This window comes from Vibrio sp. SCSIO 43140, from assembly GCF_023716585.1.
Taxonomy (GTDB): Bacteria; Pseudomonadota; Gammaproteobacteria; order Enterobacterales; family Vibrionaceae; genus Vibrio; species Vibrio maritimus_B.
In genome coordinates, this window is sequence record NZ_CP071850.1 from 791,228 (window position 1) to 809,413 (window position 18,186).

Sequence of the window (18,186 nt, forward strand, 5' to 3'; positions counted from 1 at the left end):
GGTGAAAAAGATATTGTCAGTGATGCTAGGGGCAAGCCTAGCCACAAGCGCAGTCGCGCAACAAAAGGAATCCTTCGAGGAATATGTCGCGGGTCTCAAGCAAGAGGCTCGAGAGCAAGGAATCTCTGAGCAAATCTTAACAGAGGCCTTTGCTGGTGTGGAATACAAACCCAGAGCGGTGAAAGCCGACCGTAACCAGCCTGAGAAAAGGCTGACCTTGGATGAGTACATACCAAGAGCAGTGCCGGATTGGAAAGTGAAGCAAGCGAAAGAGCTTCACAACAAACACTACGCTGAGCTGAAACGCATTGGTGACGAATATGGTGTCCAGCCGCGCTTTATCGTCGCATTGTGGGGCGTTGAAAGTAACTTTGGTCGCTTTACTGGTAACTATCGAGTCATTGATGCGTTATCAACCATGGCGTATGAAGGACGAAGAGAAGCCTTCTTCCGCAGTGAGGCACTAGCGGCACTAACTATTCTAGAACAAGGTCATATTGCACCTGAAGACATGAAAGGGTCCTGGGCTGGTGCAATGGGGCAAAGCCAGTTCATGCCGAGTTCGTTCCTGAACTTTGCCGCTGATGGTAATGGCGATGGCAAGAAAGATATCTGGGACAGCGAAGCCGATGTCTTCGCGTCAACCGCTAACTACTTAGCGAAATCTGGCTGGGATGATCAATACACTTGGGGACGACAAGTCAAAGTTCCTAAAGGGTTTTCTCCTGAGCTTCAGGGGCGCGATCCTGAAAAAGGCAAGTTCTTACAAGAGTGGAGCAAGCTCGGTGTGACACGATACGACGGTCGCCCACTGCCTCAACTTGATGAAGACATCAAGGCCTGGCTCATCATGCCTGATGACGAAAATGGTCGAGTGTATTTGGTGTATAACAACTATAACGTGTTGATGAAGTGGAACCGTTCGTATTACTTCGCTTTGGCTGTCAGCCACCTTGCTGACCGAATCGCGATGGATTAACGCTCTCTCTCATTGTACATAAAATGAAAAAGCGCCCATGCACTCAGGCCGCGTGCATGGGCGCTTAGTTTTACTATCTACTAACCGGTCACTTTCTCCAAGAAGCTTGCCAGTTCATCAACGGCTTGCCTGTTGGATGACTGAACCGTCACTTCTGTGCCTTTAACAAGCTGCAATGTCTGCAACTTGAACAAATTTTTAGCCGTAGCCGTCTTACCCTTAGAGACGATCTCGATATCTTCTGAGTATTTTTTTGCTTCTTTAACGAACTGCGCTGCCGGCCTCGTGTGTAAGCCGCTCTCTGCTGTGATCAATGCGTTTTTCTTATACATGGGGTACATCTCCTCGTTATTCGATTGATTCGCTTCTGAGGTTGTTTGTACCGAACATGCGGTTTGAAATCTGTGACGAAGAAGTAAAGTTGCTAATAGGTAAGAAAGTATCAGTACAAAATGAGAGGGGGTTAACGTTATCTGTATGATTGTAAAGAGGAAATAGTGTGCGACAAGGGGCGGAGGGATAGTAAGGGAGCGAACTCCCTTACTCAATAAGATTACTTTTTAGCGGTATGAAATTGCTCACAAGCAATCATAGTATTCTCAATCAGACTCGCTACCGTCATTGGACCAACACCACCAGGAACTGGAGTAATGAAGCTCGCGTTTTCTTTTGCTACATCGTACTCAACGTCGCCCACTAAGGTGCCATTTTCCAAACGGTTGATGCCTACATCGACCACAACAGCGCCTTTCTTGATCCAGTGACCAGGAACAAAGTTTGGTTTACCCACTGCAACAACGACCACATCAGCTTGGCGTACATGGCTTTCTAGGTCTTTAGTGAATCGGTGGCATGTGGTCGTTGTGCAGCCAGCCAGTAATAGCTCTAGTGTCATAGGGCGACCCACAATGTTCGATGCACCCACAATCACAGCGTGTTTACCACGAAGTTGAATGTTGTAACGATCAAGGAGAGTGATAATGCCTTTTGGCGTGCACGAGCGTAACTTAGGAATGCGCTGTGCTAGTCGACCCACATTATAGGGGTGGAAGCCATCGACATCTTTTTCTGGAATGATGCGCTCTAGTACATGCGTCGTGTCGATACCTGCAGGCAATGGTAGCTGTACCAAGATGCCATCGACTTCAGGGTCATTATTCAGTTCGTCAACAAGGCTCAGAAGCTGTTCTTCTGTTGCGCTAGCAGGCAAGTCGTACGACTTAGACACAAAACCAACTTCTTCACACGCACGGCGTTTGCTACCCACATAAACTTGCGAGGCTGGGTCTTCACCCACTAATACAACCGCTAACCCCGGCGCTCGAAGTCCTGCATCCGTTCTCGCTTTAACACGAGCGGCAACTTCTGAGCGTACAGTTTGAGAAATGAGTTTCCCATCAATGTTTTGAGCAGACATAATTTTCCTTGAGAAAGTTAATTGACTGTTATTTTTGTGTGCATTGTCCCAGAAAACTATTTCAAAAGCTACAACGCAAACGTTTGCATCGGTGGGTTTTTCGTCTTTTGCAGATATGTTGACTTTTTTTTGGGCGTTTAAACCGCTCTAGGCAATAAAGCCATTGATTTACCTCTCCTAACTCGTATAATCCTTTCCCTGTAGCGCGCCCTTAGCTCAGCTGGATAGAGCACGTCCCTTCTAAGGATGTGGTCGTAGGTTCGAATCCTACAGGGCGTGCCATTCTCTCCCTCTCTATTACCTTTCAGACTTTCTCAAGTCGACCTCATTACCAATTAAAACCAACATCACTATTGCGTATTTGTCGTTTATTCGTCGCACTTAACCGTAACCAACTTGCTTTATGAACGATTAGCATCTTCTGACAGTATCAATGTTTTACCGCTATAGTTGAAATGATATAACATAACAATTGTTGTGATTGTCCTAGTGCTTACATGACAGCACTGCTCTAGTTTCAAGAGATTCATTCTATGCGGCGTTATTTTTCTTTACTGCTCCTTGTGCTTTTCTCTGTCTCCTCTTACTCACACCCTCATTCATGGATCGGCAATGAACTGAAGGTAAACGGAGACGGCACGGAAGTAGAGAGTTTGACCATGACATGGACCTTTGACCCATTCTCAAGTGCGTATGCGCTTGATGGGGATTTCTCGGTTTTTGATAATGAGGAGAGTGCTCATAAGGAAGCGTTAAGATTGATGCGGAATCTATTGAACACTCACTACTTTACCTACCTGTATGCGGATAACGCACCACTGAAATTTAGACTTCCTGAAGTGTATTCACTGAGCAGGCAAGGGCGGCGAATGGTCCTGAACTTTACCCTGCCGTTATCGAGAAACGTAGATTTGACCAAGGAAGAGTTGGATATCCAAGTGTTTGATAACACTTATTACATCGATATTTCTTGGCAAAATAGATCGACTATTTCTTTAGGGGAAACCCTCAATCCACACTGTCAGTACGAGTTAATCACGCCAACACCTTCGCAAGACATTATTGATTATGCCATGTCGCTCGGTGTAGATGATGTTGGTGATGATGATCTAGGCAGTCACTTTAGCCAAAGAGTGAGTCTGTCCTGTGGATCATAGCTCAAAGCAGCGTTGGGGATTTTTTGTTGGTGCCGCACTGTTACTGATTGTGGTGGTAAGTGTTGTGAACGAACTGAATGTTATCAGGCAGCACTTAGTCACTACGCAAAGAACGTTGCTTTCAGGGCTATCTGACTATTTCGACCTTATTGATACGGGAGACAGAACGGCTCTAATATTGACGTGTTTGTTCACTTTTATCTACGGATTTGTTCATTCTCTTGGACCAGGACATGGCAAAAGTGCGTTGGTTTTTCTTGTATCAGCAGAGTCGATGAGCAAGCCAAAGATTGTCGGGACTTGCTTGCTACTTAATGTGATGCAAGGTGTGGTGACTGCAGGCGTCGTGATTGCCGCAAACCAAGTATTATTGTTAGGCTATCGACAGTCACTCGGTTACGTATCTTCTATCAATCGATGGGTTGGCGTTGCCATGATGTTATTTGGTGGATACTTACTCGTATTGCTCATCGTGGCATTGATAAAGCAGTGGCTTCGCTCTAATGCGAAAGAGGCCACCAGTACTCCTAGCGAACAATCATCGCGCATAGGGCTTCTTTTGTATGGACTTAGACCGTGCACCAGCACGTCGCTCATCGCGCTATTTACGTTGCTTTGGTTTGAGTGGAGCTTGGCCGCAGCACTTGTTGTTTGCAGTTTTTTAGGAAGCTTTCTCGCTTTAGTCGTCGTGGTCTTTACCAGTCGCAAAGTGCTGGATTACTCCTCTGAGCGTTTTTCTGTATCGACACAAGCTCCGCAGCGCTGTTTCTGGCGCTATGCAGGCAAACGAGTTTTGCTGGCGACATTTTATTTACTGGTAGGATGGGTATTTTGGACCACGGGTCATCTGCAGATCTCGCCGATATTGTGATTAAGCGTCAATAACATTGTGCATCAATCTCAAGCTCTATAGAATGCGCGGGTCTTCATCTTGATAAAGAGAACTCGTGATGTCTTTTTCTAAACTCGGCTTAAGCCAACCTATTCTTGATGCAGTAGCATCGCTTGGCTACCAAAAGCCAACCACGATTCAAACGAAAGCGATCCCGATTGTCCTAAAAGGTGAAAACCTGATTGCGGCTGCGCAAACTGGTACGGGTAAAACCGCAAGCTTTGTTTTGCCAATTCTTGAAATGCTGAGCCAAGGTGAAACGCAGCGTAAGAAACGCGCGCGTGCGATTATCCTCACTCCAACCCGTGAACTCGCACTGCAGGTTAATCAAAGCATTGAGGCTTACGCACAACATTTACCACTTAAGTCGATGGCCATGTTTGGTGGTGTTGATTACGCGCCGCAGAAGCAAGCTCTGATTGATGGTGTGGATATTGTTGTGGCTACGCCGGGTCGTTTGATTGACCTTTACGGTCAGCGCGCTATTCATTTTGATGAGCTGCAAGTTTTAGTGCTGGATGAAGCCGATAAGATGCTTGATATGGGCTTTATCGATGCGATCAACAAAATCATCGCTCGTGTACCAGAAGACGCACAGAACCTTTTGTTCTCTGCCACGCTTTCGAATCCAGTTAGGGAGTTAGCGAGATCGGCGATTCGCGATCCGGAAGAGATTTCGATTACCAAACATAGTGCCTCGAAAAGCAACATCAAACAGTGGATTGTGACCGTCGATAAAGATATGAAGTCATCGTTACTTAGCCACATGTTGCAAACTAACGATTGGAAGCAGGCGTTGATTTTTATCGAGACCAAACATGGTGCGGCCAAACTTGTTAGTCAATTAGAGAAACGCGGCATTGCAGCGGAAGCTTTCCACAGTGGGCGTAATCAGAAGGTTCGTCAACAACTGATTGAGTCGTTTAAAGCAGGAGAGATCCAATACTTAGTCGCAACGGGTGTTGCCGCTCGCGGTATTGATATTGAGAACCTGCCGGTCGTTATCAACTATGATCTACCGTATCCTGCCGATGAGTATGTGCATCGCATCGGTCGTACCGGTCGCGCTGATGCTGCAGGTGAAGCTGTTTCTCTGGTGTCTAAAGATAACTTTAAGAATCTATGTATGATTGAAAGTCGACTAGGACACCTTCTGGATCGTGTTGAGATTGAGGGTTTCATCCCGAGAAAACCGGTACCTATCTCTATTCTGAACTATGTGCCGAAGCACAAGCGCGAGCCAAAACAAGATTAATTCCTTCCAAAAGAGAAGACTTTTCACCGCTGTTTACTAGGTTATTGTTATTCCAAGTAAACAGCGGAGGATATGTGCGACGATTTCTCACCATATTCGCTCTTTGTAGCGCATCACAATTCAGTTTTGCTGACGTGTTTGAAGGCTTTCCTGACATCATAGTTTGCGAGGTCGGTAAGCCATATCGCCCGGGTGCTTTAACCCTTTCTGTCGAATATCAGAATGAGAATAAAAGTGTCTATTATCGCAGTAGCGATGGGAAGCAGTTTGTTAAACTGGATAGAAAAGGGTTGGTGTCTGCAGCGAGCAAAAGCACGAAAAATAGTTGTGTGGGACAAACTTTGAGTAGTCTCAAAGCCAAAGGTAAAACGTATTCCTACACGCTTATAGAGTAAGAGCTCCCAGATACTAGGAGCTCTTAAAAGCGGTTAGTCGACTTTCTCAATGAGTAGCGTGATACCATCAACATCTATCACTTTGACCATAGTGCCCGAGGGCAAAGGCTGGTCACTGTATGCTGACCACGAGGTGTCGCCAAGTTTGATACGGCATTTTCCGCGGTTGATATCTTCTTCTAAAATAGTCGTTTGACCGAGAAGCTGTTTGTCTTTTTGGTTAAGGTCTCGCTGTTGATCGGAGCGTTTATCTACCTTGTGCTGCTTACGCCACCAGAGCCAGGTGAGTGCGAGAGCGAATACACCAAAGCTCACCCATTGTAGCTGCCAGCTGATAGGAACAAACGCCAACACGATACCGACCAACATCGCGGAGATACCAAGCCACAACATATACCCAGCCGTGCCAAGCAGTTCACCGCAAAGCAGAAGTAATCCTAGTGCTAACCAGTGCCAGTAGTTAACTTGGCTGAGTAATTCAATCACGCTTTATCCTCTTTGTTGCTTGCCTTGGACTGATTAAACATTTCGGCAACGCCAGCAATGGATCCCATTAGCCCTGTCGCTTCTAGTGGTAGCATAATGATCTTGCCATTTTCAGCTTGGCCGATAGATTTCAGAGCGTCGGTATAGCCTTGAGCTACGAAGTAGTTGACCGCTTGCATGTCACCCTGTGCAATCGCGTTCGATACCATTTCCGTTGCCTTTGCTTCGGCCTCGGCGGCACGTTCGCGAGCCTCTGCTTGAAGTATAGCAGCCTGCTTGTCACCTTCTGCTTTGAGGATCTCCGCTTGTTTCTGACCTTCAGCGCGAAGGATCTCTGCTTGACGAACCCCTTCAGCTTCAAGGATCTCAGCACGTTTGTTACGCTCGGCTTTCATCTGCGCATTCATCGCTGCTGTTAGGTCTGCTGGTGGCTGAACGTCGCGGATTTCAATACGGGTTACCTTCACACCCCAAGGGTTAGTTGCTTCATCGACGATGGATAGCAGTTTTGTATTAATTGAATCGCGTTGGCTGAGCATTTCATCGAGCTCCATAGAGCCAAGCACGGTACGCATGTTGGTTAGGGTAAGGTTGCGGATCGCATGCTCTAGGTCGTTGACTTCATAAGCCGCTTTTGGAGCATCGACAACTTGGACGAAACAGACGGCGTCAATCACGACATTCGCATTGTCCCGTGAGATGACTTCTTGCGGTGGAATGTCCAGTACTCGCTCCATCATGTTGACTTTGTTACCCACACTGTCGATGAAGGGAATGATGAGGTTTAAGCCTGGTTTGAGGGTATGGGTGTAGCGTCCAAATCGCTCTACGGTCCAGTTGTTACCTTGCGGAACGGTTTTTACACCTGCGACGATAAAGACAACGGCAACGAGTATAAACCCGCCAATGGTGATCATTGCATCAATAGCCATGACAATTTCCCTGTATTAAAAATGTACGTCTTCTCAATAGTATACAGTTTAGTTGAGACATTTATGTGTAATGAAGTGTATTTTTGCGATTGATAATTATCAAATGTATCAGCAGCTTATATGGAAGATTAACCAGTGTTGGTCATGCCAATATGAGAAAAGGGGCACAAAGGCCCCTTCTATGAAAGATGAAATAATGAGCGGCTAGTAGAGCAGTGAATACAGCTGACGGCGGTATTTCGCAGCAATTGGGTTGCCCTGACCTAAAGCCGATAAGATATCCATAAATGACTTTTTAAGATCGCCGTCAAGGGCGTTTAGGTCGCGGCTCAGTGGTGTCCACATAAGCTCAAGCGCTTCTTCGTCACGGTTCACTTGGTGATACTGTAAGGCGAGTTCGGCAACGATCTTAAGGTCTTCAGGGTTGGCTTTCAGAGCTGCTTCAAGAGATTGAATCTCTGGGCTGTCGGCGGCTTGTTTGTGGAGCTCAAGTTTGGCCATCAAACTCTTATAGAAATTATCTTTGTACTCCATTGGAATGGTGTTCAGTACCGCTTCCGCTAGATCAAATTGATTGGTTTCGAGTAAACACTGAGCAAGGGCTAATTTGATTTCACCTTTTTGCTTGTATTCATCAGATAAGCTACCAAGAAGGTTAATCGCCGTTTCGTATTCACCTTGCTGAGATAACTCCAGTGCTTTTCGTGCATTTAACTCATCTTCGCTGGGTAGGTGCTTAGCGAGCATCGCCTGCACTGCCTCAATTGGCTGAGGACCACCAAGGCCATCAACAGGTTGACCGTTTACAAATAGGGCGATCGTTGGTAGCGCTTGTACACCAAACTGACCGGCAATGGCTTGCTGCTCTTCACAGTTAAGTAGTGCTAAGGTAAAAGCGCCAGCGTATTTCTCGGTGAGCGCTTTAAGCGACGGGATAAGCTGAGCGCTTTCTTCACTCATTGGTGCCCAGAAATGGATGAGCACGGGAGCGGTCATTGAGCCTTCTAATACTTGGCGAAAGTTCTGTTCGTTTAAGTCCACAATGGTCGCAGGTTGCATTGAGTGTTCCTTGTTGGTGATTTCTATCGTTATTCTTTCAAGATTGGTATCAACGACAGAAAATTCAAGGTTATGCGGTGAGAAACGAGGATTTTAGATGCCAAAACGCCGCGTCCGAGAACGCGGCGTTAATGGATTCCAGAACGGTAGCAAGCAAAGGTGTCTAGAACATTACGAAGTAAGCTAGTGTAACCCCCACAGCTAACCAGTTAAGCTGATTTAGCGTCATTTTCGTTGTAATCCACGTGAATGCTGTGAGTCATTTATTGCGGGCATCAAGTAAAGTAGGGCTTTGATGCGCTATGTGGTTTAACCACGGTGAACAATATAATGTTTGTTTGTGACACTAAAATTACAAATGATCATTTTTTATGCGGCTTTTCGCAGAATAGGATCTAACCACTTGCTTGGAAGGATCCGTTTTAGTACGGCAAATACTTTTGTTGGCGTGGTCACACGATAACGAAGCTTTGGTGTGTTTGACTCAAGTGCATGCAGCAATGGTGGAATACAAGACTCTGGCGGCAGCACGAATTGATTGCCAGATGCATCTGCCGATAAGCGGCTGAGTTGCTGCTCGTACTGTGCCCGATGAGCGCTTGTTTCGACATTAATCCATTCAAGAAAGGCGCGCTTTGCATTGGCTCTAAATTGCGTTTCGATAGGGCCGGGCTCAATCAAAGCGATATGGATTCCAGTTTGATACAACTCGAGTCGAAGCGTATCTGTCCAACCCTCGAGAGCAAACTTTGAAGCATTATATGCGCCGCGATATTTCATGGCGGCAAAGCCTAATACCGAACTATTCTGGATGATGCGCCCTTCGCCCTGAGCTCGCATAATAGGTAGTATTTGCTTGGTGAGTTCATGCCAGCCGAACACATTGGCTTCAAATTGAGCTCGCAGCGCCTCGGTAGGTAGGTCTTCTAGTGCGCCAGGCTGTCCATATGCACCATTGTTGAAAAGACCGTAAAGCTTTCCTTCTGTGAGAGCGAGGGTTTTCTGTACAGCAAGTTTAATACTTTTAGGATCGGCAAGATCAAGCTGGAAACAGGTTAAACCTTCTTGCTGAAGGCGCGCGACATCGGCATCTTTTCGACAAGAGGCGATGACTTGATATCCATGCTTTTTCAGCGCGTGCGCGGCGACATAACCGATGCCACTTGAGCATCCCGTGATAAGAACTGACTTTGCCATTACTAAGCTAACCCTATGATTTATTTCTATCTACCTTACCGACAGTTCATGGGGAGTAGCAAGCATTACCGTGCGTTACTGACGATGTTTTTTAATGCGGTATCAATGTGGGGAAAGGAGAAGTTAAAGCCCATCTCCGTTAACTTTTTGGGTTTGGCTCGTACGCTGTCAAACAACAAGCAAGAAGACTCACCCATGGCCAGTTTCAATGCCCATTTTGGGGTCATGAGAAAATGAGGTCTGCCGAGTGTACTAGCAAGGGTTTTACTGAATGTGGCGTTAGACACCGCATGAGGAGCACAGAGATTATAAGGACCAACGGCATGATCAGTTTCTAACAAGAACACGATACCACGCACCATATCAAGAAGGTGGATCCAGGGCATATACTGAGAACCATCGCCAATGGGGCCGCCAACGCCTAACTTATATGGCAGCATCATTTTTGCCAGCGCTCCGCCACCATCTCCAAGTACCACTCCGGTTCTTAGGATACAGACGCGAGTGTGATCAGACTGGGCGCGCATCGCTATTTCTTCCCATCGGTCACAAACGGTATGAGCAAAGTTGTCTTGATGCACTTTCAAGCTTTCATCAAATGGGTGGTCTTGTTGATCACCATAGTATCCAACCGCAGACCCACTGATAAAAGTGGACGGGGGTTTCGTGCTGGCGTGTATTAACTCAACGATCTTCTCAGTAACCTTCCAGCGGCTATCGCAAATTCGCTTCTTTTGCTCTGCACTCCAGCGTTTATCGGCAATAGGCTCACCTGCCAAGTTGATAACGGCATCAAACTCGTTGAGGTCATTATAGATATCGAGGGATTCTATGTAATCAATGTTGCCATGGTCAGTGTGGTTAAGCGTACGTTTAGCTGAGGCAATGTCGCGGGTAAGCAGAGTCACACTATGGGTGGTGAGATGCTTGAGTAACTCTCGTCCGATAAAGCCGGTCCCGCCGGTTAATAACAGCTTCATTGTCTCTCCTCTTCCGGTAGCGAACGGCTACGCACGGTACGCCTCATCTCGGGCATTTGGGTTTAAATATAGCAACGAATCAGGGAATTAACTAACTGATCTATCCTGTGTATTTTGGCCTATTTAGCTCAGTTATATATGTAGCACAGCGGGTTTGGTTCACAAAAACGTGACTTGGTAAAGATGAGCGTCGACAGTGTCACTTGTGTCACATTTTCTTACATTTATCTTTGCCATGATTATATTAGTGAAAGCTGGATAAGGGAGGTGCACCATGCAAGGTCTGAAATCACTCCTTGGCGCTATGATAAATAGTTTTAAGGACCTTATGCCCATCGTCCTAGTCGTTCTGTTTTTCCAGCTAGTCGTGCTTCAGGAGCCTCTCCCTAACGTCCTCTCTATCTTGTTTGGTTTGCTCCTAGTCGTGCTCGGATTAACGTTTTTCGTGTTCGGTCTGGAAATGGGGCTATTTCCTATCGGCGAAACCATGGCGCAATCTTTTGCTCGTAAGGGCAGTGTGTTTTGGTTGATGGTGTTCTCCTTCTGTTTAGGCTTCGGCACCACTATCGCAGAGCCGGCTTTGACCGCTGTCTCTGCAGAGGCAGCAGAAGTGGCTGCAGAGGGCGGGATCATCGCGATGACCGAAGAGTCAATGCAAAGCTATGCTGATGGTTTGCGCTTATCGGTCGCAGTGTCTGTTGGCTTGGCCATCGTTCTTGGTGTGCTGCGCATTTTAAAAGGGTGGCCTATTCATAGGCTCATTATAGGTGGCTATATCGGGGTGGTTATCCTGACATGGTTTGCACCGGAGTACATTATCGGTGTGGCGTATGACTCTGGTGGGGTGACAACATCAACCATTACCGTTCCTTTGGTCACGGCGCTCGGTGTCGGGCTTGCGAGCACCATTAAAGGTCGAAACCCCATGCTCGATGGATTTGGCTTAATCGCCTTCGCCTCCTTGCTTCCGATGATGTTCGTGATGATCTATGGGATGGTGATGGTATGAGTTTTCTTTGGGAGTTTTTTTATACTTTGCTGATGACCATAAGAGACGTCACCCCAATTATGGTGATTATCTTCGGGTTTCAGTTTGCCATCCTTAAAAAGCCTATCGCTAATCCGCTCAAGGTAATGATTGGGTTTGGCTATGTGATTGTGGGCTTGAGTTTATTTCTCGTCGGATTAGAGCTAGCACTGTTTCCGCTCGGGGAGACGATGGCGATGCAGCTTACCGCTCCTGATTTTTTGAACCAAGTGAGAGTGACGGTAGGGGACTCACTTGAGTGGATCGACTACTACTGGGTATATCTCTTTGCGTTTTGTATTGGTTTTAGTACCACCATCGCCGAGCCCTCTCTTCTGGCAGTGGCGATAAAAGCCAACCAAGTGTCTGCAGGAGCGATCTCGGTAAATGGTCTTAGAATCGCGGTTGCGTTAGGTGTCGCTGTCGGCATCTCACTTGGCAGCTATCGTATCGTTGTCGGTGACCCAATCCATTACTACATCATTGCAGGCTACATACTGGTCGTGATTCAAACTTACTATGCTCCCAAGTTTATTGTACCGCTCGCTTACGACTCGGGCGGCGTGACGACCTCAACCGTGACAGTGCCCTTAGTGACTGCCTTAGGTCTTGGTCTTGCCTCAACAGTACCAGGCAGAAATCCCATGATAGACGGTTTTGGACTTATCGCATTTGCCAGCTTGTTTCCAATCATCTCAGTGATGGCCTATGCCCAGCTCACTCAGTATTTAACGGCGCGTTCCTCTGTCAGTCAGAAATCCAATGAGGTGCAGGCAGCCACACCCCCAATCCCCTCTAAGGAGAAGAAAAATGCGCTTTAAATTGATCCTTGCGTTTGTAGAAGATAGCAAGACGGAAAAGGTATTGGACGCCGCCCGAGAGGCCGGTGCGACCGGTGCAACAGTGATCAACAATGCGAGAGGTGAAGGCCTTAACAAGAAGCAAACCTTTTTCGGGCTCACTTTAGAGGTGCAAAAGGATGTGGTGCTGTTTGTAGTTGAAGAGCATCTATCTCGCCATATCTTGGAGACCATTAGCCAAGTTGGCGAATTTGATCAAACTTCTGGCCAGGGGATAGCCGTGCAAATAGACATAGAGGATGCAGTGGGTGTCGCTCATCAAGTAGAGACATTGACTAAAGTCGTGGAGGACGAACTATGAGTCAGCAAAAAAAAGTAAGTGTACGCGATGTAATGGCGAATACGTACGTCATGGTGGACGGAGTAAAGACTGTACACGATGGTATCGTGCTTGCGAAAGAACATAGAGTTAAGGCGCTGGTGGTTGAAAAGCGCAATGACGATGATGAGTTTGGCATTGTCTTGATGAATGACATCGCCAAAAAAGTGTTGGCTCGTAACCGCTCTCCTCAGCGTACTAATATCTATGAAATTATGACTAAACCCGCGTTGTGTGTGGACCCCGATATGAATGTTAAGTACTGCGCAAGGCTATTTGAACGCTTTGGAATAAGTCGGGCCCCCGTCATAGAAGATGGACGGGTCATTGGTATGGTTAGTTACAATAACATCGTAGTGAACGGTATGCTTGGTTTAGATTAGCCCTGCACCTTGGCCACTAAGTTCGATACAATAGCCACATAGAAAGTGTTGGAGATATATCAATGAAACTGTTCTTTGCATCGGACTTACATGGCAGCCAAGAAGCCACCGAGCAAGTGCTGGAGCAATACCGTCGCTCAGGTGCTGATCATCTTGTAATTTTGGGTGATGTGCTAAACCACGGACCAAGAAATCCTGTGCCGAGTAGCTACAACCCACCTAAAGTGGCCGAGCTTCTCAATGCATACAAGCAAGATATCATTGCAGTACGTGGCAACTGCGACAGTGAAGTGGATCAAATGCTGCTTGAGTTTCCGATGATGAGTGACTACGCCTGGGTCATGTTGCCAACGGGTCAACGTTTGTTCCTAACGCACGGCCACTTGTACAACAGTGATAAACGACCTGCGTTAAAAAAAGGGGATGTGATTGCTCACGGTCATACGCACATTCCAGTTGCTGAATGGCAAGGAGAGCAGATCATTTTCAATCCAGGCTCTATTACCTTCCCTCGTAATGAGTTCGCAGCGAGCTTTGGTCTATTAGAGGATAATAGACTCAGTGTTCAAACCTTTGATGGTGAAGTGCTAGCGTCTATCGAGTTGTAACTCTCTTCTTTGTCTCAAACCACTCCCAAGTAACGAGTCATCCCCTTGAAAAAGGGGATCTCACATAGCGCGTGGTGAATTACATTTACGCGACATAGTCTCTATTGGATTGCTAGCTACGCGCTGTAAAAGATCTTCACGTGCGTGAAGATGACGACGGACTTATTTTTTGACGATTGAAAGCCAAATGACAGGCATAAAAAAACGCAGCGATTAAGCTGCGTTTTTTCTACTTCGAGTTAACTAATTACTTAGTTACGCGTAGTACAGGTGTTTCGCCAACAGTCACGGCACCAGCAAGCTTGTTAAGCTCTTTGATTTCGTCCATGTTAGAGATAACTACAGGCGTTAGCGTTGATTTCGCTTTCTCTTCTAGAAGAGCTAGATCGAATTCAATGATAGTGTCGCCAGCTTTAACAGTTTGACCTTCTTCAGCGATACGCTTGAAGCCTTCGCCTTTTAGTTCAACTGTGTCGATACCGAAGTGAACAAATAGCTCGATGCCGTCGTCAGATTCGATTGAGAACGCGTGGTTCGTTTCGAAGATCTTACCGATAGTACCGTTTACAGGAGCTACCATCTTGTCGCCAGCTGGCTTGATTGCAATACCGTCACCAACGATTTTCTCAGCGAATACTACATCTGGCACATCTTCGATGTTTACAATTTCACCAGAAAGAGGTGCGATAATTTCGATTGCACCAGTGTCAGCGCTGTCGTCAGATACTAGCTTCTTCAGTTTGTCAAACAGACCCATGTCGTGCTCCTAAAGGTTTGATTTTAATCCAGTCAATTATATTAGCTGTTTGTCTTTTCTGCGATAAATTTTTCGACGTGTGCCTCAATTTCTGCAGCAGTCGCCATTTCTAGCGCTTCATCAGCCATTGCTTTTACTTCTGCGAAGTTAGCGTTACGGATAACTTTCTTAACCTTAGGAATCGAAATACCGCTCATACTAAACTCGTCTAGGCCCATACCTAGTAGAAGTAGAGTCGCACGTTCGTCACCAGCAAGCTCACCACACATACCAGTCCACTTGCCTTCTTTGTGAGAAGCATCAATCACTTGCTTGATTACTGTAAGTACAGCAGGTGATAGTGGGTTGTATAGGTGAGAAATCAGCTCATTACCACGGTCTACAGCTAGAGTATACTGAGTTAAGTCGTTAGTACCAATACTAAAGAACGAAACTTCTTTAGCTAGGTGATGGGCAATCGCTGCCGCAGCAGGCGTTTCAACCATTACACCGATTTCGATATTTTCATCAAATGCTAGACCTTCAGCACGAAGTTCTGCTTTGTACTCTTCGATTGCAGCTTTCAGCTCACGAATCTCTTCAACAGAGATGATCATTGGGAACATGATACGTAGCTTACCGTGTGCTGATGCACGTAGGATACCACGTAGCTGGTCACGAAGAATTTCACGACGGTCCAAGCTGATACGTACTGCACGCCAGCCTAGGAACGGGTTCATTTCTTGAGGTAGGTCTAGGTATGGTAGATCTTTATCACCACCGATATCCATAGTGCGGATAATTACCGCGTGACCATTCATTGCTTCCGCAACTTCTTTGTAAGCTTGGTACTGTTCTTCTTCAGTAGGAAGAGCAGTGCGGTCCATGAATAGGAATTCTGTACGATACAGACCAACACCTTCACCGCCGTTACGGTTGATGCCATCACAGTCTTTCACTGTACCGATGTTACCGCAAACTTCTACACGGTGGCCGTCTAGAGTTTCTGCTGGTAGGTCTTTAAGTTTTGCTAGTTCCTCTTTTTCAGCAAGGAACGCTTCACGTACCGCTTTAGCTTCATCAATTTCAGCTTGAGTTGGGTTAACAATGATCTTGTTGTTCATTGCATCAAGAACCAACATGTCGCCGTTGTTCACTTTCTTAGTGATGTCGTTAGTACCAACAATCGCAGGAAGTTCTAGTGAACGTGCCATGATAGAAGTGTGCGAAGTACGACCGCCGATATCACACGCAAAACCAAGAACGTAGTCTAGGTTGATTTGCGCTGTTTCAGATGGCGTTAGGTCGTAAGCAACTAGGATAACCTCTTCATCGATGTCACCCAGTGAAACGATGTTGATGCCTAGTGCGTTCTTAACGAAACGAGTACCGATATCACGGATATCAGTTGCACGCTCTTTAAGGTATTCGTCATCTAGAGATTCTAGTGCAGTCGCTTGCTCTTCAATCACTGTGTGAATCGCATTGTCTGCAGATAGTTTGTCTTTCTTGATGAGTGCTAGGATTTCTTCTTCTAGCTCTTCATCTTCAAGAAGCATGATGTGGCCTTCGAAGATAGCCTCTTTCTCTTCACCAAAAGTCTCAAGCGCTTTTTGCTTAACAACTTCTAGCTGTTGTGCAGACTTGTTGCGTGCGTCGAAGAAACGCGCAACTTCCGCTTCAACTTGGTCGTCTGAAATGGTCGACGTGTTTAGAACAATCTCGTCTTCTTGAAGTAGTAGTGCTTTACCAATAGCAATACCAGGAGATGCTAGGATGCCTGAAATCATAGCTTTACCTTTATATGGTCTAGTGTATTAAAGATTGGATAGTTTTTAGCTACTTATAATGTGTAGCTGATAGCCTGAGCTATTTCCAATAAAGCCATTCTGTTTTCACAAAATGGCTTTAAGGAGAACTGGACTATTAGTGAAGCTCAGGGATTAGAGCTACTAGGTGGTCAACTGCTTGTTGAGCTTGTGGGCCTTCAGCAGCGATTGTGATAGTAGTGCCTTTAACTAGACCTAGAGTTTGTAGTTTGAACAGGCTTTTTGCGCTAGCGCTTTTGCCGTTAGTAGTCACAGTGATGTCAGCGTCAAATGCTTTAGCTTCTTTAACGAACTGTGCAGCCGGACGAGTGTGAAGGCCGTTTTCTGCTGTGATTTCTACTTGCTTCTCGTACATTTTTTATACCCCAATTGATTTATTTTCTGTTTAGTTCCTAGACCAAACAAACCTTATCGCTAAATGTTATGCCCCGCTATAGTGCGAAGGTCGTAACCGTTAAGAATTGTGTCGGACTAGAATTGTAGGACATGATTGCAGTCTTCGCTGTATGCATGTACTACGTCATTCAGTATTTAGCCTATTTATTTTTTGGCTTAAAATAAAACTGTCCTGATATTACCAAAGGCTGACAGAGATTCAACAAAAAAGCCCCTTAAAGGGGCTTTTTTCGTGTAAAAATTGATTTAGCTACATATTACTGCTGAATCTCTTTGTCAGTAAATATGCCTGCGAACAATGCTGAACTTAGGTAACGCTCACCTGAACTTGGTAGTACAGTTACGATTGTTTTTCCTTTAAATTCAGGTAGTTCGGCTAGTCTATTGGCTGCTACAACCGCTGCGCCAGATGAGATCCCAGCAAGGATACCTTCTTCTTCCATTAGGCGACGTGCCATTTCGATCGCTTCTTCTGAAGTAACCTGTTCAACACGATCTAGAAGCTCAAGATCCAAGTTTTCTGGGATAAAGCCTGCGCCGATACCCTGGATTTTGTGCGGTGCCGGTTGGATTTCTTCACCAGCAAGTGCTTGTGTGATAACTGGCGATTCTGCAGGCTCAACAGCAACAGAAACAATCGCTTTACCTTTCTCGCCTTTAATGTAGCGACTAGTACCTGTGATAGTACCACCTGTACCAACACCGGCTACGAATACGTCTACTTCACCATCAGTAGCATCCCAGATCTCTGGACCTGTTGTTTTTTCGTGGATAGCAGGGTTAGCAGGGTTGTTGAATTGTTGAAGCAGTAGGAATTTTTCTGGGTTAGAAGCAACAATTTCTTCTGCTTTAGCGATAGCGCCTTTCATGCCTTTCGCCGCTTCTGTTAGCTCAAGGTTTGCACCTAGCGCTTTTAGAAGTTTACGACGCTCAAGACTCATAGACTCTGGCATGGTTAGCGTCAGCTTGTAACCACGAGCAGCTGCAACGAAAGCAAGAGCAATACCTGTGTTACCACTGGTTGGCTCAACTAGCTCGACTCCTGGCTTTAGACGACCGTCTTTCTCTGCTTCCCAGATCATGTTTGCACCGATACGGCACTTAACACTGAAGCTTGGGTTACGGGCTTCAACTTTTGCAAGCACGTTGCCGTTACTTACTTTGTTAAGACGAACCAGAGGGGTGTTACCAATTGTCAGTGAATTATCTTCGTAAATCTTGCTCATTTTATGTTCCTTCATTCAACCATCGTGGTTATTGATTACCAGTTAAGAATATG

General features: G+C 46.1%; 21 protein-coding genes and 1 tRNA gene. 11 read left to right on the forward strand and 11 right to left on the reverse strand.

The window, feature by feature from the left end:
- Position 1: 1 nt before the first annotated feature.
- Entirely contained in the window at positions 2 to 979 is a 978-nt protein-coding gene (locus J4N45_RS03795) for a lytic murein transglycosylase (RefSeq protein WP_252013709.1), read from the forward strand.
- A gap of 80 nt (positions 980 to 1,059) precedes the next feature.
- Here the strand turns inward: J4N45_RS03795 and J4N45_RS03800 are convergent, their stop codons facing one another.
- Positions 1,060 to 1,311, reverse strand: a complete 252-nt coding sequence (locus J4N45_RS03800; protein WP_234494355.1) for an HPr family phosphocarrier protein — start codon at positions 1,309 to 1,311, stop codon at positions 1,060 to 1,062.
- Positions 1,312 to 1,532: 221 nt separating this feature from the next.
- Positions 1,533 to 2,396 carry a bifunctional methylenetetrahydrofolate dehydrogenase/methenyltetrahydrofolate cyclohydrolase FolD gene (gene folD / locus J4N45_RS03805; protein ID WP_234494354.1) on the reverse strand — a complete coding sequence of 288 codons (864 nt, stop codon included), beginning with the start codon at positions 2,394 to 2,396 and terminating at the stop codon, positions 1,533 to 1,535.
- Between the two features lie 205 nt (positions 2,397 to 2,601).
- Between folD and J4N45_RS03810 the strand changes: the two genes are divergently transcribed.
- From J4N45_RS03810 to J4N45_RS03830, 5 genes are all read left to right on the forward strand, one after another.
- A tRNA-Arg gene (locus J4N45_RS03810) sits at positions 2,602 to 2,678 on the forward strand.
- A 251-nt stretch (positions 2,679 to 2,929) separates the two neighbouring features.
- On the forward strand, positions 2,930 to 3,553 hold the full coding sequence (locus tag J4N45_RS03815; RefSeq protein ID WP_252013710.1) for a DUF1007 family protein: 624 nt from the start codon (positions 2,930 to 2,932) through the stop codon (positions 3,551 to 3,553).
- A complete protein-coding gene (locus J4N45_RS03820; RefSeq protein WP_252013711.1) occupies positions 3,543 to 4,424 on the forward strand; it encodes a hypothetical protein in 882 nt (293 codons plus the stop codon). The genes J4N45_RS03815 and J4N45_RS03820 overlap by 11 nt, the downstream gene beginning before the upstream one ends.
- Before the next feature lie 79 nt (positions 4,425 to 4,503).
- The gene (locus tag J4N45_RS03825; protein WP_252013712.1) at positions 4,504 to 5,700 is read left to right on the forward strand and encodes a DEAD/DEAH box helicase; all 1,197 of its coding nucleotides are present in this window, start codon (positions 4,504 to 4,506) and stop codon (positions 5,698 to 5,700) included.
- Positions 5,701 to 5,774: 74 nt separating this feature from the next.
- On the forward strand, positions 5,775 to 6,095 hold the full coding sequence (locus J4N45_RS03830; protein ID WP_252013713.1) for a hypothetical protein: 321 nt from the start codon (positions 5,775 to 5,777) through the stop codon (positions 6,093 to 6,095).
- Between the two features lie 33 nt (positions 6,096 to 6,128).
- Here J4N45_RS03830 and J4N45_RS03835 read toward each other — a convergent pair whose 3' ends face one another.
- From J4N45_RS03835 to J4N45_RS03855, 5 genes are all read right to left on the reverse strand, one after another.
- Positions 6,129 to 6,581, reverse strand: a complete 453-nt coding sequence (locus tag J4N45_RS03835; RefSeq protein ID WP_252013714.1) for an NfeD family protein — start codon at positions 6,579 to 6,581, stop codon at positions 6,129 to 6,131.
- Positions 6,578 to 7,513 carry an SPFH domain-containing protein gene (locus J4N45_RS03840; protein ID WP_252013715.1) on the reverse strand — a complete coding sequence of 312 codons (936 nt, stop codon included), beginning with the start codon at positions 7,511 to 7,513 and terminating at the stop codon, positions 6,578 to 6,580. The genes J4N45_RS03835 and J4N45_RS03840 overlap by 4 nt, the downstream gene beginning before the upstream one ends.
- A gap of 204 nt (positions 7,514 to 7,717) precedes the next feature.
- The gene (locus J4N45_RS03845; protein ID WP_252013716.1) at positions 7,718 to 8,572 is read right to left on the reverse strand and encodes a co-chaperone YbbN; all 855 of its coding nucleotides are present in this window, start codon (positions 8,570 to 8,572) and stop codon (positions 7,718 to 7,720) included.
- A gap of 369 nt (positions 8,573 to 8,941) precedes the next feature.
- Positions 8,942 to 9,769 (reverse strand): SDR family oxidoreductase, encoded by an 828-nt coding sequence (locus tag J4N45_RS03850; protein WP_252013717.1) that lies wholly within the window; start codon positions 9,767 to 9,769, stop codon positions 8,942 to 8,944.
- 65 nt (positions 9,770 to 9,834) lie between these two features.
- Positions 9,835 to 10,749, reverse strand: coding sequence for a TIGR01777 family oxidoreductase (locus J4N45_RS03855; protein WP_252013718.1), 915 nt, complete (start codon positions 10,747 to 10,749; stop codon positions 9,835 to 9,837).
- A 274-nt stretch (positions 10,750 to 11,023) separates the two neighbouring features.
- On the opposite strand from J4N45_RS03855, the gene J4N45_RS03860 reads away from it, so the two are divergent.
- The 5 genes from J4N45_RS03860 (at position 11,024) to yfcE (ending at position 13,946) form a co-directional block, all read left to right on the forward strand.
- On the forward strand, positions 11,024 to 11,758 hold the full coding sequence (locus tag J4N45_RS03860) for a DUF1538 domain-containing protein (RefSeq protein WP_252013719.1): 735 nt from the start codon (positions 11,024 to 11,026) through the stop codon (positions 11,756 to 11,758).
- The gene (locus J4N45_RS03865) at positions 11,755 to 12,597 is read left to right on the forward strand and encodes a DUF1538 domain-containing protein (protein WP_252013720.1); all 843 of its coding nucleotides are present in this window, start codon (positions 11,755 to 11,757) and stop codon (positions 12,595 to 12,597) included. The genes J4N45_RS03860 and J4N45_RS03865 overlap by 4 nt, the downstream gene beginning before the upstream one ends.
- A complete protein-coding gene (locus J4N45_RS03870) occupies positions 12,587 to 12,937 on the forward strand; it encodes a P-II family nitrogen regulator (protein WP_128647826.1) in 351 nt (116 codons plus the stop codon). Before J4N45_RS03865 ends, J4N45_RS03870 begins: the two co-directional genes overlap by 11 nt.
- Entirely contained in the window at positions 12,934 to 13,338 is a 405-nt protein-coding gene (locus tag J4N45_RS03875) for a CBS domain-containing protein (protein WP_042476516.1), read from the forward strand. Before J4N45_RS03870 ends, J4N45_RS03875 begins: the two co-directional genes overlap by 4 nt.
- Before the next feature lie 62 nt (positions 13,339 to 13,400).
- On the forward strand, positions 13,401 to 13,946 hold the full coding sequence (gene yfcE / locus J4N45_RS03880) for a phosphodiesterase (RefSeq protein WP_234494340.1): 546 nt from the start codon (positions 13,401 to 13,403) through the stop codon (positions 13,944 to 13,946).
- Between the two features lie 247 nt (positions 13,947 to 14,193).
- Here the strand turns inward: yfcE and crr are convergent, their stop codons facing one another.
- The 4 genes from crr to cysK form a co-directional block, all read right to left on the reverse strand.
- Positions 14,194 to 14,703 carry a PTS glucose transporter subunit IIA gene (gene crr / locus J4N45_RS03885; protein WP_042476521.1) on the reverse strand — a complete coding sequence of 170 codons (510 nt, stop codon included), beginning with the start codon at positions 14,701 to 14,703 and terminating at the stop codon, positions 14,194 to 14,196.
- A gap of 41 nt (positions 14,704 to 14,744) precedes the next feature.
- Positions 14,745 to 16,472: a phosphoenolpyruvate-protein phosphotransferase PtsI gene (ptsI, locus tag J4N45_RS03890; protein ID WP_252013721.1), complete on the reverse strand. Its 1,728-nt coding sequence runs from the start codon at positions 16,470 to 16,472 to the stop codon at positions 14,745 to 14,747.
- Between the two features lie 136 nt (positions 16,473 to 16,608).
- Positions 16,609 to 16,866, reverse strand: a complete 258-nt coding sequence (locus J4N45_RS03895) for an HPr family phosphocarrier protein (RefSeq protein ID WP_042476528.1) — start codon at positions 16,864 to 16,866, stop codon at positions 16,609 to 16,611.
- Positions 16,867 to 17,164: 298 nt separating this feature from the next.
- On the reverse strand, positions 17,165 to 18,133 hold the full coding sequence (gene cysK, locus J4N45_RS03900; protein ID WP_042476530.1) for a cysteine synthase A: 969 nt from the start codon (positions 18,131 to 18,133) through the stop codon (positions 17,165 to 17,167).
- Positions 18,134 to 18,186: the final 53 nt, after the last annotated feature.

Bases quoted from the DNA above. Each gene is read 5' to 3' on its own strand.
- J4N45_RS03800 (WP_234494355.1), bottom strand. From the start codon at position 1,311: ATGTATAAGAAAAACGCATTGATCACAGCAGAGAGCGGCTTACACACG.
- folD (WP_234494354.1), bottom strand. From the start codon at position 2,396: ATGTCTGCTCAAAACATTGATGGGAAACTCATTTCTCAAACTGTACGC.
- J4N45_RS03815 (WP_252013710.1), top strand. From the start codon at position 2,930: ATGCGGCGTTATTTTTCTTTACTGCTCCTTGTGCTTTTCTCTGTCTCC.
- J4N45_RS03825 (WP_252013712.1), top strand. From the start codon at position 4,504: ATGTCTTTTTCTAAACTCGGCTTAAGCCAACCTATTCTTGATGCAGTA.
- J4N45_RS03840 (WP_252013715.1), bottom strand. From the start codon at position 7,513: ATGGCTATTGATGCAATGATCACCATTGGCGGGTTTATACTCGTTGCC.
- J4N45_RS03845 (WP_252013716.1), bottom strand. From the start codon at position 8,572: ATGCAACCTGCGACCATTGTGGACTTAAACGAACAGAACTTTCGCCAA.
- J4N45_RS03850 (WP_252013717.1), bottom strand. From the start codon at position 9,769: ATGGCAAAGTCAGTTCTTATCACGGGATGCTCAAGTGGCATCGGTTAT.
- J4N45_RS03855 (WP_252013718.1), bottom strand. From the start codon at position 10,749: ATGAAGCTGTTATTAACCGGCGGGACCGGCTTTATCGGACGAGAGTTA.
- J4N45_RS03860 (WP_252013719.1), top strand. From the start codon at position 11,024: ATGCAAGGTCTGAAATCACTCCTTGGCGCTATGATAAATAGTTTTAAG.
- J4N45_RS03865 (WP_252013720.1), top strand. From the start codon at position 11,755: ATGAGTTTTCTTTGGGAGTTTTTTTATACTTTGCTGATGACCATAAGA.
- J4N45_RS03870 (WP_128647826.1), top strand. From the start codon at position 12,587: ATGCGCTTTAAATTGATCCTTGCGTTTGTAGAAGATAGCAAGACGGAA.
- J4N45_RS03875 (WP_042476516.1), top strand. From the start codon at position 12,934: ATGAGTCAGCAAAAAAAAGTAAGTGTACGCGATGTAATGGCGAATACG.
- yfcE (WP_234494340.1), top strand. From the start codon at position 13,401: ATGAAACTGTTCTTTGCATCGGACTTACATGGCAGCCAAGAAGCCACC.
- crr (WP_042476521.1), bottom strand. From the start codon at position 14,703: ATGGGTCTGTTTGACAAACTGAAGAAGCTAGTATCTGACGACAGCGCT.
- ptsI (WP_252013721.1), bottom strand. From the start codon at position 16,472: ATGATTTCAGGCATCCTAGCATCTCCTGGTATTGCTATTGGTAAAGCA.
- J4N45_RS03895 (WP_042476528.1), bottom strand. From the start codon at position 16,866: ATGTACGAGAAGCAAGTAGAAATCACAGCAGAAAACGGCCTTCACACT.
- cysK (WP_042476530.1), bottom strand. From the start codon at position 18,133: ATGAGCAAGATTTACGAAGATAATTCACTGACAATTGGTAACACCCCT.